A 17130-nucleotide genomic window follows, 5' to 3' on the forward strand; every position below is an offset into this window, starting at 1 on the left:
TGCGCGTTAGCGTGAATGCTTCTATCCCAGCTAGGGAATCGTACTTTTAAGGGGAAATTACCCTGCGTAACGATCTTCGAAAAGTATGGCTAAATGGTTCAAAACCATATCCCAATCACGATATCGCTGGGTCCATTTTTTGACAATGTTATTTGATGCTAAGTACAACATTTTGCGCAGAGCATCATCATTGGGAAATACAGCTTTGGTTTTGGTTACTTTCCTAAATTGCCGATGCAATCCTTCAATAATGTTGGTTGTACATATTATTTTCCTAATGGCAGGGGGATATGCGTAAAACGTAGACAAAATATCCCAATTATCCTCCCAGCTTTTTATTGCTGCCGGATATTTTTGACCCCATTTTTCTTTAAAACTCATTAATTTTTTCTAGGGCCTCTTCTTCGGTTACTGCCGTATAAACTTCTTTTAAATCAGCGGTGAAGGCTTTAGCATGTTTGTAGTTTACATACCTCATACTTGCGCGAATTTGGTGTATGATACAGCGTTGGATTCCTGCTTTTGGATAGGCGGCGCCAATCGCTTCACGAAACCCATTCAGTCCATCCACACAAAATAGGTAAACATCCTGTACTCCGCGGCTTTTCAGTTCATTTAGAACACTGAGCCAAAATTTACTGCTTTCATTCTCGCCGATCCATATGCCTAGTATTTCTTTATAACCATCTAAATTGACTCCCAACACCATATAGGCTGCTTTCGTAACAATTTGATGGTCTTCACGAATTTTATAGTGTATGGCATCCAGAAAGATAAAGGAATATGCTGCTTCTAACGGACGATTTTGCCATTCATTAAGTTGAGGCATGATTTTTTCACTGATTTTACTTACTAGCTCTGGCGAGATTTCTACATCATACAGACTCTTTATTTGTTCTGATATGTCCCGAATGCTAAGGCCTGCAGCATACAGACATAGAATTTTTTCTTCCATACCATCGGCATTTCGGCTATATTTGCTGATTATTTTGGGCTCGTATTCGCCATTTCGATCACGGGGAACCGCTATTTCTACTTCTCCCAGTTGCGTTTTAACTGTCTTTTTTGAGTAGCCATTTCGGTAATTTTTCGACGGGGATGATTCGACATCTTCCGTCCGACGTTCCTGTTTTTCGTATCCAAGCTCGGCTTCTAATTCTGCCTCCATTATTTCCTGGAGCACATCTCGAAACATTTCTTTGATTGCACTCATAACTTCCGTGGTATTGCTAAATTTTTCTTCTTTGATTAGTTCCTTAATGACTTCCTTGGGTATTGTTTTCATAAAAAATCTTCCTTTCCGGCTCAAATAGTTTTATTCCTATTCTTGCCAGTAGGGAAGATGTTTCAATCCTATTTACACAAAATTTTCTGTGCCCTCCTACAGTCTGAACCGCATTAGCGGTTTTTATTTCTATATAGGAAAGTATAAGTTTTTGGGGTTACCCGACTGGTAGCCTTTTTTTCTATCCGTGATATGGTAATGTTATGGATAGAAAGGTACTGTCAAGATTGTTTCGCAAATTTGTTTGCAATCCGATAGTAAACTATGTTAGTCAGCACTAAAATCCGACTCAAGGTCGGTATTTTCTAAGTGTTTCATATTCATATACTTTTTGCTTCCCCACTGGGTTCCGGCAACATGACGAAGACGGGCACAGACCAACATAAGAGCGGATTGACCATCCGGAAATGTACCGACTACTCTTGTCCGGCGCCTGATTTCTCGATTTAGTCGTTCGATTACATTATTTGTACGAATTCGTGTCCAGTGTTCCGTTGGAAATGCTGTATACGTCAAGGTTTCATTAATACTGTTTTCTATCTTAGAGGCAGCTTCTTTAAGCTTCATTTCTTGCAAGGATTTGATAACCTGCCTGGCCTTCTCTTGGGCTGCCGCTTTACTTTCTTGGGCATGAATTGCTTTAAGCATCTTAGCGACTATTTTTATTTTGGATCGAGGAACAACAGCGAAAACATTACGGTAAAAATGAACAGTGCAACGTTGGTATTTGGCTTCTGGAAATACTTCGTTTACAGCCTCCAGCATGCCTAAGCATTTGTCTCTAACAACTAATTTTACGCCCTCCAAACCACGACTTTTCAGCCATTTGAAGAACTCCAACCAACTAGCTTTGTCTTCTTTCATCCCTTCCGCTGCACCAAGAACTTCGCGGTAGCCATCTTCATTGACTGCAATAGCCACAAGTACACTTACGCTCTTATATTCACCGCCCCAATTACGGCGTAGATAAATGCCATCTACATAAACATAGGGGTATTTTCCGCCTTGTAGTGCACGATTTCGCCATTCCTCGATATGAACGTAGGCTTTCTTATTTAACTCACTGATGGTAGACGGGGACACTTTGGTTCCCCATAAAGCTTCTGTAATATCTTCTACCCGTCGAACGGATACTCCGGCCAAATACATTTCGATAAGGGCTTCTTCTACAGAACTTTCTCGCCGCCGATATCGTTCGATGATGGCAGTTTCAAAGGGAATGCCTTTGAGTTTAGGGACTTTAAGAGTTACATTCCCGGAGGTGGTCGTCAGATTTCTGTCGTAGTGACCGGAACGATAGCCTTGTCGGGATTCGGTACGCTCGTATTTCGCTGCCTGGGTTAAACCTCTGGCCTCTTGATCCAGTAAATTATTCAACGTTTCTTCCACGCTGCTGCGTACCAATTCTTTTAGTTCTCCCTTGATGATTTCCTCATTCAACTGTATAATTTCTTTGGACATGTTTGCAGTCTCCTTCGGTAAATGGTGTGTGGTGACTTCATTTTACCTTCGGACTGCAAACTTGTCCTCTATTTTTTGCCTTAATTCAATTTGCGAAATTTATTGTACCTTATCGAAAGAAATATCCTCCGTCGAATATTCTTTGATGATCGTAATAATTGGGAAAAGTTTAAAGCAAAATACGGGAGTCGTATCCGTGAAGTAGTCGTCAAGGAAGTTGAAAAATTTCGAAACTGTGGCGACCCGCGCAACGGCTTTAAACTCTTTGTATGTGAGGGATGCCACGAAATCCGACGCGTGCCTTTCCGGTGTAAGAGCCGCTTCTGTACCACCTGCTCCTGCGGCGAGACCGAAGAGTGGAGCCGTATCATGGCTGAAGAAGTTGTGCAAGTGAACCACCGGCATTTAGTGCTTACGATAGATGAGGGATTACGTGAGATATTTGAAAGAAACCGCTTTTTGCTGAAAGAATTTATGGATGAGGCGGTAAGAATCGTGCAGGAATACTTTAAGAAGAAGTACAAAGTACCCCTGGAATTATTGCTGGTTTGCATACATTTGGTTCGCGGCTAAATTTTAATCCGCATGTTCATATACTAGTAAGCATGGGAGGCATGAAGGAAAGCGGGGAGTGGAAAACATATGACTTTATACCGTTTACCATGCTGCGCAAGCAGTGGCAGACGGCAGTTTTAAAATTTATCAGGAGAAGTTTGAACGAGGAACAGAAGAGCAAAGTGCAGCCGCTATTGCAAGCCACGTACAAGGAGAATGCAGAGGGGTTTTATGTCTATGCGCCAAAACAGAGGGGAAAGATTCAGATTCAACTAAAGTACATAGGACGATATATGCGTCGACCAGCAATCGGTTTAAATCGAATTGTTAACTATGATGGGGAAAGAGTGAGCTTTAAATATCAGGATAAAACAAGTGGTGAAGAAAAACTGGAAACAGTAAGTGTTGAAGAATTTATTGGACGTTTAATTAAACATATTCCAGATGAGCAATTTAAGCTTATACGGCACTATGGGATATACAGCCGTCGTATAAAAACGTTAAGCAAAAAACTGATTGTGATATGGCAAAAAACTATTCGTAAGTGGTTAGTTGCAGCTAAACGACTAGTTCGTCGTGATTGGAGTGAGCGAATTAAAGATCACACGGGCAAAGACCCTATGGAATGTCCGGTCTGTGGCTGCTATTATGAATACAAGGGGGGAGTCTATCCAAAAGACGGTCAACTTATCGTAAGATATGCTAAGGAAAGTATGGCAAGGGATTGCTTGGAAAGGATGATCAGTTATATCACGGGGAATGAAGAAGAAAAAGAAAAAGGGCGGAAAACCAACACCACCGCGCCCAACTACTGTCCGATACAATTGTTTGGAATGTGATGAAAAAGAAGAAATCCCGTACCAAGTAGTACGAGATTTTGATCTTATGGATGATGGAGATCCGACTGTTCCACCACAATTTACTTGTTCGAAGTGTGGTGGAGCGATGCATCCACAATATTACAAAGGAGCACATGGTTTTGAATATAAGATATCGGATGTGAGATAAAACCCAAAGACCGCGTTAGCGGTTTTTCTTATTTTCTACCCCGTTTAAATAAGAAACTGAAATGAATGTATATAAGTGAAAGCCGATATGCGGGAAACACACATTAGCTTAAGAGTTCCTTAGCTATGTTGGTTTCAAAATAATTTTGGAGGGATTTAAATGGCCTATAATGGAGATTTGCCGGCAGATACTACGGCACCGGCGGAAATCAGGGAAAATTTTAGGGCACTAAAAGAAGACAAGATTGTTGCTGCAGCTAGTGCCACTACTGCGGATTCAGCAACAACGGCTGCAAGTTGTACTGGCAATGCGGCAACGGCCACCCAATTGGCTACCGCAAGGAATATTGCTATTACGGGTGACGTTGTAGGGACGGCAACCTCATTTGATGGCAGCGCTGACATCTCTATTCCTGCTGCCTTAGCCGACAGTGGAGTAACCGAAGGAACGTATACTTCTGTAACCGTTGATGCAAAAGGACGGGTTACGGCGGGAACCAATCCGACAAGTTTAGCAGTGGATGTAACCGGTAACGCGGCTACTGCCACGAAACTGGCTACTGCCAGAACGATTTCTCTTACGGGTGATGCCTCCGGTAGTGCATCGTTTGATGGGTCGGCGGATGTGTCAATTACTGTAGATGTGACCAGCGCAGATAGTGCTGCTACCTGTACTGGTAATGCCGCAACAGCGACTAAGTGGGCAGCTGCCAAAACATTAAGTTTTACCGGGGACGCTACTGGGTCTATGGCTGTTGATGGAAGTGCAAATGCCAGTGCGGCATTAACCCTCGCAAGCTCTGGTATAACGGCAGGCAGTTATACAAACGCAAATATTACGGTCGACTCAAAAGGTCGTGTAACTGCGGCAAGTAATGGTAGCGGGTCGCATGGAATGCAGGAATTTACTTCACCTGGTACTTTTATTGCTCCTGCATCTAGCGTTCTTATAACGATGACAGGGGCTGGTGGCGGCGGCGGCGGCGGTGCAGGCGGTACTTCAGGCGGCGGCGGTGGTGGTGGCGCAGGTGCGGCTGTTGTTAATTATCCAATAACCGGATTAACAATTGGAGCATCAATTCCTATTACCGTGGGAACTGCTGGAACTGGTGGAGCTGCGGGAAGTAATGGCGCAGGTAGCGCAGGCACTGCAGGAGGAACAACCTCATTTGGGAGCTATTATTCTTGTCCTGGAGGTGGTGCCGGAGCCGGTGCATGGAATAATGGTGTAGCCGGGGGAAGTGCAGGTGGTACAGGATATTTTTGCGGATCTGCTGGTGCAAGTGTAGCTAGTAATACTACTACTGGAGGAAATGGGGGTACCTCGTATTTTGGGGTAAATGGAAAAGGCGGAGCATCAAGTGCCGGTACAAACGCTTCTGGATGGGGATCTGGAGGCGGTGGCGGCGGCGGAAATTCCTATAATGCTTCAACTGGCTGGGCTGGTGGCAATGGAGCTCCCGGTATCTGTATAGTACAGTGGTAAGTGTAAAGAGGTTACCCGGTGGCTTCAGCTGCCGGGTAATGTATATAAGTGAAGACCGATATACGGGAGAAAATTAAAATAACAGACCCTTGGCTATGTCGGTTTAATTTAATTTTAAAGAAAGGTTGTGTTGCAAAAGGCAATAATAATTATCTGACTAATGAGGGCGGAATAGAAGCTCGACCCCGCAATGTCGCCTTACTAGCTTGCATTAAATATTAGGGTAATTTGTTCATTCTAAAGCCGGAAACTGACATTTGATAAGATTCAGGACTTGGAAGTTATGTCTTTTCCTATATAAAGTAGGTTTGGCCCCGTCGAAAGGCGGGGCATTTTTTGTTATACAGTTCAAAAGAACCTGATGGCTTTATTTTTGTTGAAAGATAGGATTTTTAGGAAAAATAATGAATATTTGTAATAAGTATATTAATTAATGGGAGGAAATTAGTTTGTTATTTTCTCAAAGGCAGGGATTAAAGCCAATAAAACAAGTTATACAATTGGAAGATATAGATAATGATTTAAAAAATGGGTTATGGAATGCATTAACAATTTTTTATTGGGAGCGAGTTAATCAGCCATTCCTCGTTATAGTGGACCGAATCCATGGAGAGCGTTCGCATTATATGTTGCCATTTTTAAGAGTTATTTGGCATTCGTATTTTTAAAAAACTATAGACACTTTAGGGATAGATTGGAATAATATACACAAATTTATAAAGAACTATTTCTTTTCGTGCTCGTGGTTTGAAGTTTATGACTTTATAGAGTTTGTGGCTACACACGATAATGATGATGACAATAGTCAAAACTTTATAAAACTATGCAATAATATTTTAGAAAAAGAAATGTCAGGTTATCGTTTTGTTAACCGAGTAATAACCTCGATTACTTCTAAAGAAGAAATTGATTCCATAGAACAAGCAATCAAAAATTCGGATAGACTTAATGGGGCATCAACCCATTTTAATAGTGCACTACAATTATTATCGGATAGGAAAAATCCTGATTACAGAAATTCGATTAAAGAATCTATTAGTGCAATCGAGTCAACGTGTATGGTGATAACTGGCGACTCTAATGCAACATTGGGAAAAGCGTTGAAAACAATTGAAAGTAGTTTGGAAAAAGAATTACATCCAGCTTTAAGGGGAGCATTTGAAAAATTATATGGCTATACTAGTGATGCCGAAGGGATACGGCATGGGTTAATGGAAGAACCAAACCTCAAGTTTGAAGATGCAAAATTTATGCTTGTTGTATGTTCAGGATTTGTTAACTATCTTAAAGATAAAATTAAAGATTAAAAGTATTTCAAGAGTGAAAACTTAAACCCGGACAGCGACGCTGAACGGGCTTTTTTGCATATAAGAAAATTAAATTATCCTATAATATGGGAGAACGAGAAGTACAAGTAAGGTGGTTTTAAAGTGATTTCCACTGTATTGACTAGTTTAATCGTGAGCTTAATTGTAAGCATCTTTACATTCACTATTGGTCTTCGGGCAGGGAAAAATCAGGCTGATCGACCAAAACTGAAAGAAATTTATCGTATGCTGGCTGTTCATTTTGTTGAATTGCAAAAGGGAATAGCCGAGGGATGTCCCAAAAAATGGGAAGATTATCTATTTGATAAGGGGGAATATTATACCACTGTTGAGCGCATGATTAAGGACGGTTCTTTAATAGACTTACCTCCAAAATTAATGCTTAGGCTTGAAAAACTCGAACAAGAAATTCTTTACTTTGGATACAAACACAACCAAATAGCCAAAGAGATGTCTCGGTTTACATTCGAATATTTACAAAAGTATGTTTCTAATCCAATAGAAGAGTCTAAATATATTATTCGGTATGGGACCCTAAAAAGTTCCAGAGGGTTAGCTATTGGGATTCTGCTTACAGAAGATGGCGTGAAAGATTTTATTAGTAACTTTAATGATAATAACGTAGGTATCAGTTTCAGGGTGTTTAATGATAGGGAAGAAAAAGAAATATATGTATATCCTGATGGTTTATCAATATCAATTGCTGATTTTGTTGAAAAGCTATCACTATCTATTAGAGAACAACCATCAGTTTCTACGTTGCTAAATGAGAGACCAATGCTACAAAGGCAAGTTTCTAATATAATTAATATACTGGAAAGACGTACTAATGACCCTCATCCATTTTGGCAAACAATATTAACCGCATTTCATGATGTATTGAAAGGATAATAATCTTTGGGTATGAAGCGGATGCCAGGCAACATCCTTTAAAGGCGGTGGCTGCGGCATGCGTTACACTTGCCGGATAGGCCAGCGGAAATTTTTCCTGTTCTGCGATGAGGGACGTTGGTTTGTGGAGAAAAAATAATAGTACGTGGGGCCGTCTACAATGAGCGGTTTTTTTATTTTAAAGTAGTGTCCAAACCTGTGTCCATGATATGAATACGTTAGAATACAACTGAATACATTCAACGTCAAAAAACCAGTTACAATAGTTACAATAAGGAAGAAAGATAACATAATACACTAATAAATACAATAACATTCATTCGTAATGAGCGGGGCGGAGGTTCGAGTCCTCTTATCGGCTCCAGTTAAATTCAGCCTTCCGAGTAATCGGAAGGCTTTTATTATTGGCTTTAGCCAGTGGAGCGTGCGAATTTTGCCTCTCACTTTAGTAAAGGAAACTTTTTTTGAAAAGCTTGGCCATCAATCGCCAAGCTTCAGTTTTTCGTTCTTTGCTTCAATTGTAAAAAAATAGTTCAACAGGTGTTTAATCTGCTAACCCGGCTAAAAGGCCGGGCTTTTTTTATTCCTTATTGAATGTGTTTTTACCATCTGGAGTGGAATTCGTTGAACAATACAAGCGTTTCCGACCGGGGCGCCCCCCTTCGTTTTTGCCTGGACAAGGGAGGGATAAGGCGATACAATGGGTTTGAGAGGTGAAAGTGTATGACTAACGAAGAATTTCAGAAAATGGTGCTGGAGAAATTTGCGCAGTTAGACGACAAAATAGTTACTTTGGCGACCAAAGATGATATAGCTAATATGGCAACCAAAGACGATATAGCCAATATGGCAACCAAAGACGATATAGCCAATATGGCAACCAAAGACGATATAGCCAATATGGCGACTAAAGACGATATAGCCAATATGGCGACTAAAGATGATATAGCTAATATGGCAACTAAAGACGATATAGCGAATTTGCCAACTCGTGAGGAACTGCATAAAGTGATTGCAGAACAACAAAAAGACATCGTTGCGATGCTGCAGATTATGGATAAGAAGCTGACCACGATTCAGGAAACACAGGTCATACAGGGAGAATCCATTAATATTTTAGCCATGCGCCAATTGCAATGTGAATCGGAAATAGCCGCGCTGAAGAAAGCAAAGTAAAAGATGCTGTATTTCATAAAATTGATGTATCAGGCTTTTCTCTTGCCGCCGGGCATTTTTATTTTTACCCTTCTGGGGATTGGGTTGTGGCTGTGGCATAAAAAAGAGCCGGGCTGGCGGCTTGTTATCGTGGCAACTTGTATTTTCTATCTTTTTACGACCAATTTTATGGCCAGTTTGCTTTTACGGCCATTGGAACAGCGCTATATACCGCCGGCGCAGCCGGCCGGCGATGTCATTGTTGTGCTGGGAGCGGGCGCTCTCGCGGATGTTCCCAATGTGAACGGGACGGGGCAAGTCTCGGACTACGCCGCGAATCGCCTGCTTACCTGTCTGCAGCTATACCACCGGCTCGGGGTGCCGATTATTGTTTCGGGCGGGAAGGTCTTCCAAAGTTCCGGCAATGAAGCGGAAATATCCCGGACTACCTTGGTGGGGGCAGGGGTTCCTGCTGATAAAATTTTAATGGAGAAGGAAAGTCTGAATACGACTCAGAATGCACAGTATATAGCCCGGATTTTAAAAAGCCGGGGTTTTACCCGGCCCATTCTGGTCACATCCGCGTTCCATATGCCCCGGGCAGTTGCTCAGTTTGAAAAAGTGCAGGTTGCAGTCACGCCGTATCCGGCAGACTACCAGAGCAATCGCCGGCTCTATTTGACAATTTTTGATTTCATTCCGTCTGCCGACGCCCTGGATAAGATCAGTCTGGCATGGAAGGAATATTTGGGGCTTTTGGCCGTCCGGTGGTACTAAAATCGAGATTGCCGCGCTTCACTTCGTTGCGCTCGCTATGACATTATTACGTAGTCTGTCATTGCAAGCGCAACGAAGTGAAACAATCTCACTAACTTTCATTCCCTATGCATTTGTTCTTCCAGACTGGTACGGAATTCGTTCACGAATTCGAGGTGGTCTACTATTTTTAGCGGCAAGCCGATTTGTTCACAAAAGCCATTGAACAGTATATAGGCTTCCGGCCGGGCAACATAAAGGCAGCCCGGTTTTTTGTTGGGTTTCAGTATGGTATCAACAAGATAGGACAGGAAAATATGTCCCTCCGTTTTCAGATCGCGCACCATTTCTGCCCCTAGCAGCAGGCCGGATTTCCGGTCCAGGATTACTCCCATTGTGGGAAAATAAGGACGCTGCCCCTTATCACCGACCGGTGCGGGAGCGTAAAATATGTCGGCTTCCAGCTCAAAGCATTTATCGATTTTCAGGCGGCGCAGCTTCTGGATCAAAACATCGTTCTGGGAGGTAAACTCGCCACTTTCGATGACGTACTTTTGGGGTTGGACATAACGGTCTTTCCATTCCAGCGTACCGTCGTTCCCTTGCGAGGGAGTCCGTACCAGAAGGGTGTTATTCTTGCCCAACAGGATTTTTTTATTTTCCCGGCACCGGCCGGCAACTTGCAGCGCCTGACGCAGGATATGCTGCATGGTCCGGCACTGGTCGCCGGTTAGAAACCAGGGAAGCAGGCCGGGGGTATAATCCTGAAAAGAAGGCCACTGGTTGCGGCCGCGAAATTTGAGTCCCAGATTTTTGATGGTTTGTAGTTCTTCTTTCAGCAGCATGTTCCGGTCTTCGAAGGAACAGGACAGACAATCTTGTTCGTAAGAAAAGTCCGGCGGAAAATCCGGCATATCGTTACTTAGTATTTTGTTTAACAAGTATAGCCCGTGGACGTCACGGTAGGCGGCAATTCCAAAGTGTTCTGCGGAGGCCCCCATAATGGAGCAGTAATAGATAAGGCCGCTTTCCGGGTCCCGGACACCGAATATTTCGTAGTCGTCCATCCAGTCCCAGCAGCGAGCCCTGTTGAATTCTGTTGCCAGTTCATAAAGAGCCTTCCATTGTGTCAAATCGGGTGTGTTAGTATTAACCATCCTTAATTCCTTTCTCTGCTCATATTTTTACACAAAATCGAATTCAATTAACTATATCACATTAAAACTACCCAAATTTCAAGTATTCTAATACCATTTCCATAATTCGCCAAAAGCTCCTAAAGTCCTTTTGAAGTAACTTCTTCAAGACAAGTAATCACGGTGAAGACCAACTAAAAAGCGGAAAAATTCCTTAGTTAATGCAGGAATTCTCCCGCTTTATTTTTTTCGGTTTTCCCTCTCCGAACACAACGCCTAAATTATGATACTTACTAAAGGAGCAAGGCCTGATGTTCCCTTGGCACCGCCGTACTCTTGATATCACCTTATTTGATAATTTAAAGCTCAATCTAAATGGCATGTATCCAATTAGTGGTATGATTTTTGTTCCTTTATAGGTTTTCAATAAAGACCTAAATGACCTAAATGACCTAAAACTATTAATTATACGAATTGGATGATATTTTTAAAGAGACGGTGTTATCGGAATCGTCTGATAGCAATCTCTGTGTAATGTTAATGTCGTCGCCTTCAAAAAATTTAAGGAGATGATTATGATGTAATGCCGTGATATTTGTATAGTTGTAGAACCGACCGGAAAACCGCAATATTGCAGTATCGGAAATTTAAGAATTTTTAAGCGAGGAAGGAGAAAGTATTGTTATGAATAGCATGATAATTATAATTGCCGTAATACTTTCCATCGTAATCGGCCGCATGAAAAAAATCAACATTGGTCTCCCGGCCATGGCGTTTGCGTACTTAATCGGCAGTTTCTTACTTAATATGAAACCTGGTGCTATTATCGCATTATGGCCCATGGGCATCTTTTTCGTTATTTTAGCCATCTCGCTGTTTTTCAATTTTGCCAATGAGAACGGTACCCTGGAGACGTTGGCCTCAAATCTTTTATACCGTTTCCGCGCGTATCCGGCGATGCTGCCGGTCGTCATCTTTTTTGTGGCTGCCTTGATTGCCGCGCTTGGAGCCGGCTATTATGCCGTTATGGTCATCCTGACCCCCATAGCGCTCATCATCTGCAATAAGATTAATGTTAACCCGTTGATAGGCGGTCTGGCCGTAGATCTCGGCGGGCAGGTTGGTTCTAACTTCATGATCAGTCTCAACGGCGTTATTTTCCGAAACCTGATTACCGGCGAAGGTTATTCGAGTGAAATAGCCTTTACCACTACCCTTACCATCTTTATCATATACCTGATTATGGCCTTCGTTATAATCACCGGGATGATGTTCTTCAGCCGCAAACAGACGCTGTCCGGAGCGGGTCAGAGTATTAATCTCTCTGAGGAATTGAAGAAAGCCGTGCCATTCAATCAGAAGCAGAAGATAAATCTCAGCCTCATTTTTATCTTCGTGGCTATCCTTCTGATACCGTCGTTCCTTCATTTTATGTTTCCCGGCGCCAAGATGCTGACCTTCATTAATTCAAAAATCGATGTCGGTCTTATTGCCATTATATTTGCCATTATTGCTCTGTTCCTCGGTCTGGGAGATGACAAGAGCGTTATCTCGAGAGTGCCTTGGAATACTCTTATCATGATCTCCGGCATGGGTATGCTGACTGCGGTTGCCGTAAAAGCAGGAACCATCCAGCTTCTTGCCCACTGGGTGAGCACCAGCATCCCGATCGGCCTCATTCCCGTAACTCTCAGCATCGTCGCGGCGTTTGTGAACATCATTGGCGGCAGTTTTGTGGGTGTCGTCGCCCCGGCACTCTTCCCCGTCGTTGCATCCGTTGCGCACCTTACCGGTTTGAACCCTACGCTGCTGTATACCTGCTTAACAGTCGGCGGTCTTGCCACCGGTATTTCCCCGTTCTCCGCCGGCGGCGCCATTATTATGGGCTTTACGAAAGAAAGTGAACGCGATGTAATGTTCCGTAGAGAACTCTTCATTGGCTTGCCGGTGAGCATCGCTTGCGCAGTGGTTGCGAGTCTCATCTATTTTGCCATCGTCGGTTAAAAACAAATAAACAGTCCGGTTCGGAGTGTGAAATGTTGATGATTCCAATCCAGAATCACGCCTTATAGTGTAGACTTGGAAATCAAATAAAAAAGCGGAAGAATTCCTAAATGCAGGAATTCTTCCGCTTTATTTATTCTGATTTTCGTCTCCCGAATACGAGGCAAGTATCGTTTTCAGCTTGGTTTTATCCTGTTCAGACAAGGGGACGCCTCAAAGACTACATCCGGCTGTTCAAGAATTTTTTTAAAATCTTTGGGCTTGTTAACGGGAAATGACAATGTGGCAGTTGAACTTAATAAAAGAGTCAGTTAAACAAAAATAGGACTATAGTCCCGTTACGTTGTCTGTTTTTTTACACGACTTATATAATATTGGGATGTGTAACCAAAAATAGGTGTATAAATGCTTCGATAAAAAGCTAAGTCTTTTATTTTAAGGAGAAATGAAATGTATCTTAAAGCTTGTTTATGTACTATGATGTTTCTAGTTTGTTTTTCAACAAGCGGGTTTGCTGAAAGCTGGCACGATTTGCCTGATGGGATTTGTGCCAAGTACGCTGCGCAGGAATTTGAAAAAATTGCTCCAGCCCCAGGCGTTAACTGGCTAAATTATAACTATGACTGGGTTGTGCAAGCCCAACAGGCTGGGTGGGTAGTAAAAACTACGGTTCGCAATGTAATGGTTGGGGCGATTGCGGAATGGCAGGGGCTTGACCGCAATGGGGGGCATGTCGCCATAGTAAGGAAAGTGCTGTCCGACCGAATTATTGTCGAAGAAAACAACGTAGGGAATACAACGGGCAGCCGGGATTACACATTCGGCGGAAGACATTGCAAGACCGAGGTAACGGACGGCTGGGGCAAGACAACAATCAGAGCTATAAAATATGATGATATGTTAAAAATGGGCACCAGAAAATTCATGGGCTATATTTGGCCGGTGCGTCAAAGCGATTATGATAAAGATCCTTCTAAATATGAAATATCTTATGAAGATCAAATGCATAGTAAGGAGCCTCTATATAAAGGATTTAGGGAATACTGGGGTCCTGCTTATATGCTTAAGGAATTTGACAAAATAGCTCCGGTGCCCGGTGTGAACTGGCGGGGCAATGTGAGTGACTGGGTTAAAAATGCAAAAGCAGCAGGTTGGGTCACTAAAAGTGATTTTCATGACGCCCAAATTGGCGCATTATTAATTAGATATAATCCTAAGAATAATTTGGTTAAGGTCAGCATTGTTCGGGAGATTAAAAAAGACGAGCTTATTCTCGATTCCCGGGAGAATAATTTGTATCCTTTTACCGAAACAGTACCAATAGCTGATTTACAAAAAACGGATAAAAATAGTTATAGTTTTCTGGGATACATATGGCCTGTAAGAAGCTAAATAATAGCTTTATCAACATAAAAGTTGTATTTTGTGATATCTTGGTTTATAAGAAATTACTTCTTTATAAGCGTTAATACTTATAAAAAGAGGAAAACAATGAACACACTAGATTATCTTTCCTATTGCGGTGGCGCTGGTCTAATTATGGTATTTCTTTATATTTTTTTGGAAATACTGTTTGAAAGTATAATTCCAGCCATGAAAAGAAAGTATTTTAATAAGAAGGATAAATAAAGACCCTTTTACGTTATCGTTAGGGACGCGACAATTTGAAAGCGTCAAACGATTACCGGAGGAAATTCGCAAGGTTCTTACGCGGAAAAATTCCTTAGCTAATGCCGGAATTCTTCCGCTTTATTTTTTCGATTTTCCGTCCCTGAATACGATGGCAAGTGTCGCTTTCAGCTTGGTTTTATCCTGTTCGGACAACAAGCCTCGGTCAAGATAGACAATGGAACCGGTACCTTGTCTATGTACTTTAAATCACTGAAAAGGTGGTAATTGCAAGAATCTGCATGCGGAAATGAAAATGAGGCTAAAGTCCTAGTGAATAAGGGAACTAAGTCCTATGGAAAACTATGGAATTTTATGTCGATTTTTGATAAAATAAACAAGAATCAAATGAAAATCAAATAAAACAGGCAAAGCGTTCTCTATTCGTTTCCGATTTCACTGCTCTATTTTGACTCGCATTAAGTTTTATTGCAACAGTATTTGTCGCTTAATTATATAGGTTTTCTTTTAGAGTCAGCCTAACGATTCGGTTGGCTCTTTTTATTTTTTTATAGGTCAATGTATTGATTTTATAATCAGCTAAACCGCCTTTATGAACAAGAATACGACCTTTTTAGATAAAGATTATGGCAAAATACGTCAATTTATGATAAGGATCGTATTAGATTCTAATGAAAATTAAAGAGACATTCATATTTTTTACGAGGGAGAGAACTGATGAATTTATTTCGCAGCCAATCATTGCAGAAGAGTATTGTACTCACCGCAGCTATTTTGTTGTTAGGGCAAAATTGGGCCTGGGCCGCCCAGGCGCCGAACCGCACGGATATTGAAGACCAAAACCGCCGTGCCCGCCAGGAAGCACAAGACCGTCAGCAGCGCGCCGAAAGCCCCGACGTCTTCCTGCAGAAGGGAGGGAATGGGGAGCATACGATTCAACTGCCGGAGGAAACGCCCAGCTTTGTCATCCATACCTTTCAGTTGGAAGGCGACCATTTAGAGAACTTTCTCTGGCTGCAGCCGCTGTTAAACCAATACGCCGGCGCTAAGATCGGCAAAGAAGGCATCAACCTCTTGGCTAAACTGTTGACCGAATCCTTAATCGACCGGGGCTACATTACAACCCGGGTGCTGATTCCTCAGCAAAACCTTTCGAGCGGCGTGTTGCGTTTTCGCATCCTGCCCGGCATCATTCAAGACATCCGGTTTGTGGACCCGACCATCCGCGGAATCTGGCAATCCGCCTTTCCGGTCCGGCCCGGGGACATTCTCAATCTCCGGGACCTGGAGCAGGGGCTGGAACAAATGAAGCGGGTGCCTTCCCAGGATGTGGACATGCAGCTCTTGCCCGGCGACAAACCGGGGGCCAGCATGGTCGCCATTACCGTCAAACAAGCTAAGCCCTGGAAAGTGATTTTCTCCCTGGACGACTCGGGCAGTCAGGCCACCGGCAAGCTGCAGGAGTCGGCCACGTTTTCCTATGACAACTTTTTAGGAATTAACGACCTGTTTAATGTTTCCTTGAATTGTGACGCCGACCGGGCCGGTTCCGACAGAGGGACCTCCGGTAACAGCTTCTACTATTCCTTTCCCCAGGGCTACTGGACTTATAGCATTTCTCATTCGTATTATCAATACCACCAGACCGTTGCCAACAGCGGGAATTCCTTTGTGTCTTCCGGTCAAATGGATGACTGGAATATCGAGGCCGAACGGCTGCTGCACCGCGACCAGCGCCAAAAGACCAGTCTGGCCTTTGCCGTATCGACCGGTCTGAACCAATACTTTATGGATGATACCGAAATCGGCGTGGAGCGGCAACAGATCACAACGGCTAAACTAGCTTTACGGCAAAAACAGTATAATGGCCAGACCGTTCTTAACTGGGAACTGGCGGCGCAGCGGGGCGTTCCCTGGTTTGGTGCCGAGCCGGATCCCCAGGCTTCCTCCGCCGATTCGCCAACCACCCGTTTCACCGTCTGGACGGCGGACGCCACGCTAACCGCGCCGGTCCACTTTGGCAACCCCAAAGCGCAATATACCGCCGTCTTACACGGCCAATACACCAAAAATACGCTTTTTGCCTCACAATGTCTGAGTATTGGTAACCGCTATACGGTGCGGGGCTTCGACGGCGAGCAGACCCTATCCGGGGAAACCGGCTGGTATTGGCGCAATGAACTGAGCTTTCCTCAGGCCAACTCCGGCGAATTCTACCTGGGACTGGACTGCGGCCATGTCTATGGTCCGACCTCTGCCTTATCGCCGGGACGGTTCCTGCTGGGTTCCGTCCTGGGAGTGCGGGGTAATTGGCAGGGCGCCCAATACGACGTCTTTCTCGGTTTTCCTCTTAGAAAACCGGCGGCCTTGGAGACCGCCAGCCCCACGTTAGGCTTTCAGCTGATTTATCAGCTTTAATCAATAGAGAGAAAAGATA

Annotated in this window: 11 protein-coding genes and 2 pseudogenes; 10 read left to right on the top strand and 3 right to left on the bottom strand. The window is 43.2% G+C overall.

Features of this window, described 5'->3' with window-relative positions; translation table 11 throughout:
- Window positions 1–57: 57 nt before the first annotated feature.
- Together LUCIF_RS22825 and LUCIF_RS22830 are read right to left on the bottom strand one after the other, a co-directional pair.
- Window positions 58–1285, bottom strand: a pseudogene (locus tag LUCIF_RS22825) (IS256 family transposase).
- 267 nt (window positions 1286–1552) lie between these two features.
- The gene (locus LUCIF_RS22830; protein ID WP_122630125.1) at window positions 1553–2746 is read right to left on the bottom strand and encodes an IS256 family transposase; all 1194 of its coding nucleotides are present in this window, start codon (window positions 2744–2746) and stop codon (window positions 1553–1555) included.
- 102 nt (window positions 2747–2848) lie between these two features.
- Between LUCIF_RS22830 and LUCIF_RS27115 the strand changes: the two genes are divergently transcribed.
- The 7 genes and pseudogenes from LUCIF_RS27115 to LUCIF_RS22865 all read left to right on the top strand — a co-directional run bounded on the left by LUCIF_RS27115 (window position 2849) and on the right by LUCIF_RS22865 (window position 9945).
- The gene (locus tag LUCIF_RS27115; RefSeq protein WP_279386986.1) at window positions 2849–3319 is read left to right on the top strand and encodes a transposase zinc-binding domain-containing protein; all 471 of its coding nucleotides are present in this window, start codon (window positions 2849–2851) and stop codon (window positions 3317–3319) included.
- On the top strand, window positions 3295–4140 hold the full coding sequence (locus LUCIF_RS22835; protein ID WP_207858335.1) for an IS91 family transposase: 846 nt from the start codon (window positions 3295–3297) through the stop codon (window positions 4138–4140). The genes LUCIF_RS27115 and LUCIF_RS22835 overlap by 25 nt, the downstream gene beginning before the upstream one ends.
- 328 nt (window positions 4141–4468) lie before the next feature.
- Window positions 4469–5794 carry a glycine-rich domain-containing protein gene (locus LUCIF_RS26630; RefSeq protein ID WP_207858337.1) on the top strand — a complete coding sequence of 442 codons (1326 nt, stop codon included), beginning with the start codon at window positions 4469–4471 and terminating at the stop codon, window positions 5792–5794.
- Between the two features lie 449 nt (window positions 5795–6243).
- Window positions 6244–7101: pseudogene (locus LUCIF_RS22850) on the top strand (AbiJ-NTD4 domain-containing protein).
- A 123-nt stretch (window positions 7102–7224) separates the two neighbouring features.
- Complete coding sequence (locus LUCIF_RS22855; RefSeq protein ID WP_122630127.1) at window positions 7225–8013, top strand: hypothetical protein; 789 nt, start codon at window positions 7225–7227, stop codon at window positions 8011–8013.
- Window positions 8014–8736: 723 nt separating this feature from the next.
- On the top strand, window positions 8737–9189 hold the full coding sequence (locus tag LUCIF_RS26640; RefSeq protein ID WP_207858342.1) for a hypothetical protein: 453 nt from the start codon (window positions 8737–8739) through the stop codon (window positions 9187–9189).
- Between the two features lie 3 nt (window positions 9190–9192).
- Window positions 9193–9945 carry a YdcF family protein gene (locus tag LUCIF_RS22865; RefSeq protein ID WP_122630128.1) on the top strand — a complete coding sequence of 251 codons (753 nt, stop codon included), beginning with the start codon at window positions 9193–9195 and terminating at the stop codon, window positions 9943–9945.
- A gap of 98 nt (window positions 9946–10043) precedes the next feature.
- On the opposite strand, the gene LUCIF_RS22870 is transcribed toward LUCIF_RS22865, so the two are convergent.
- Window positions 10044–11081, bottom strand: a complete 1038-nt coding sequence (locus LUCIF_RS22870; protein WP_122630129.1) for a DUF7309 domain-containing protein — start codon at window positions 11079–11081, stop codon at window positions 10044–10046.
- A 663-nt stretch (window positions 11082–11744) separates the two neighbouring features.
- On the opposite strand from LUCIF_RS22870, the gene LUCIF_RS22875 reads away from it, so the two are divergent.
- The 3 genes from LUCIF_RS22875 (at window position 11745) to LUCIF_RS22885 (ending at window position 17111) form a co-directional block, all read left to right on the top strand.
- Window positions 11745–13064, top strand: a complete 1320-nt coding sequence (locus tag LUCIF_RS22875; protein ID WP_207858344.1) for an SLC13 family permease — start codon at window positions 11745–11747, stop codon at window positions 13062–13064.
- Between the two features lie 477 nt (window positions 13065–13541).
- A complete protein-coding gene (locus LUCIF_RS22880) occupies window positions 13542–14456 on the top strand; it encodes a CHAP domain-containing protein (protein WP_165866128.1) in 915 nt (304 codons plus the stop codon).
- 954 nt (window positions 14457–15410) lie between these two features.
- A complete protein-coding gene (locus LUCIF_RS22885; protein ID WP_122630132.1) occupies window positions 15411–17111 on the top strand; it encodes a ShlB/FhaC/HecB family hemolysin secretion/activation protein in 1701 nt (566 codons plus the stop codon).
- Window positions 17112–17130: the final 19 nt, after the last annotated feature.

This window comes from Allolucifera butyrica, from assembly GCF_900476375.1.
GTDB lineage: Bacteria > Bacillota > Negativicutes > Sporomusales > UPPP01 > Lucifera > Lucifera butyrica.

Bases quoted from the DNA above. Each gene is read 5' to 3' on its own strand.
- LUCIF_RS22830 (WP_122630125.1), bottom strand. From the start codon at position 2,746: ATGTCCAAAGAAATTATACAGTTGAATGAGGAAATCATCAAGGGAGAA.
- LUCIF_RS26630 (WP_207858337.1), top strand. From the start codon at position 4,469: ATGGCCTATAATGGAGATTTGCCGGCAGATACTACGGCACCGGCGGAA.
- LUCIF_RS26640 (WP_207858342.1), top strand. From the start codon at position 8,737: ATGACTAACGAAGAATTTCAGAAAATGGTGCTGGAGAAATTTGCGCAG.
- LUCIF_RS22865 (WP_122630128.1), top strand. From the start codon at position 9,193: ATGCTGTATTTCATAAAATTGATGTATCAGGCTTTTCTCTTGCCGCCG.
- LUCIF_RS22870 (WP_122630129.1), bottom strand. From the start codon at position 11,081: ATGGTTAATACTAACACACCCGATTTGACACAATGGAAGGCTCTTTAT.
- LUCIF_RS22875 (WP_207858344.1), top strand. From the start codon at position 11,745: ATGAATAGCATGATAATTATAATTGCCGTAATACTTTCCATCGTAATC.
- LUCIF_RS22880 (WP_165866128.1), top strand. From the start codon at position 13,542: ATGATGTTTCTAGTTTGTTTTTCAACAAGCGGGTTTGCTGAAAGCTGG.
- LUCIF_RS22885 (WP_122630132.1), top strand. From the start codon at position 15,411: ATGAATTTATTTCGCAGCCAATCATTGCAGAAGAGTATTGTACTCACC.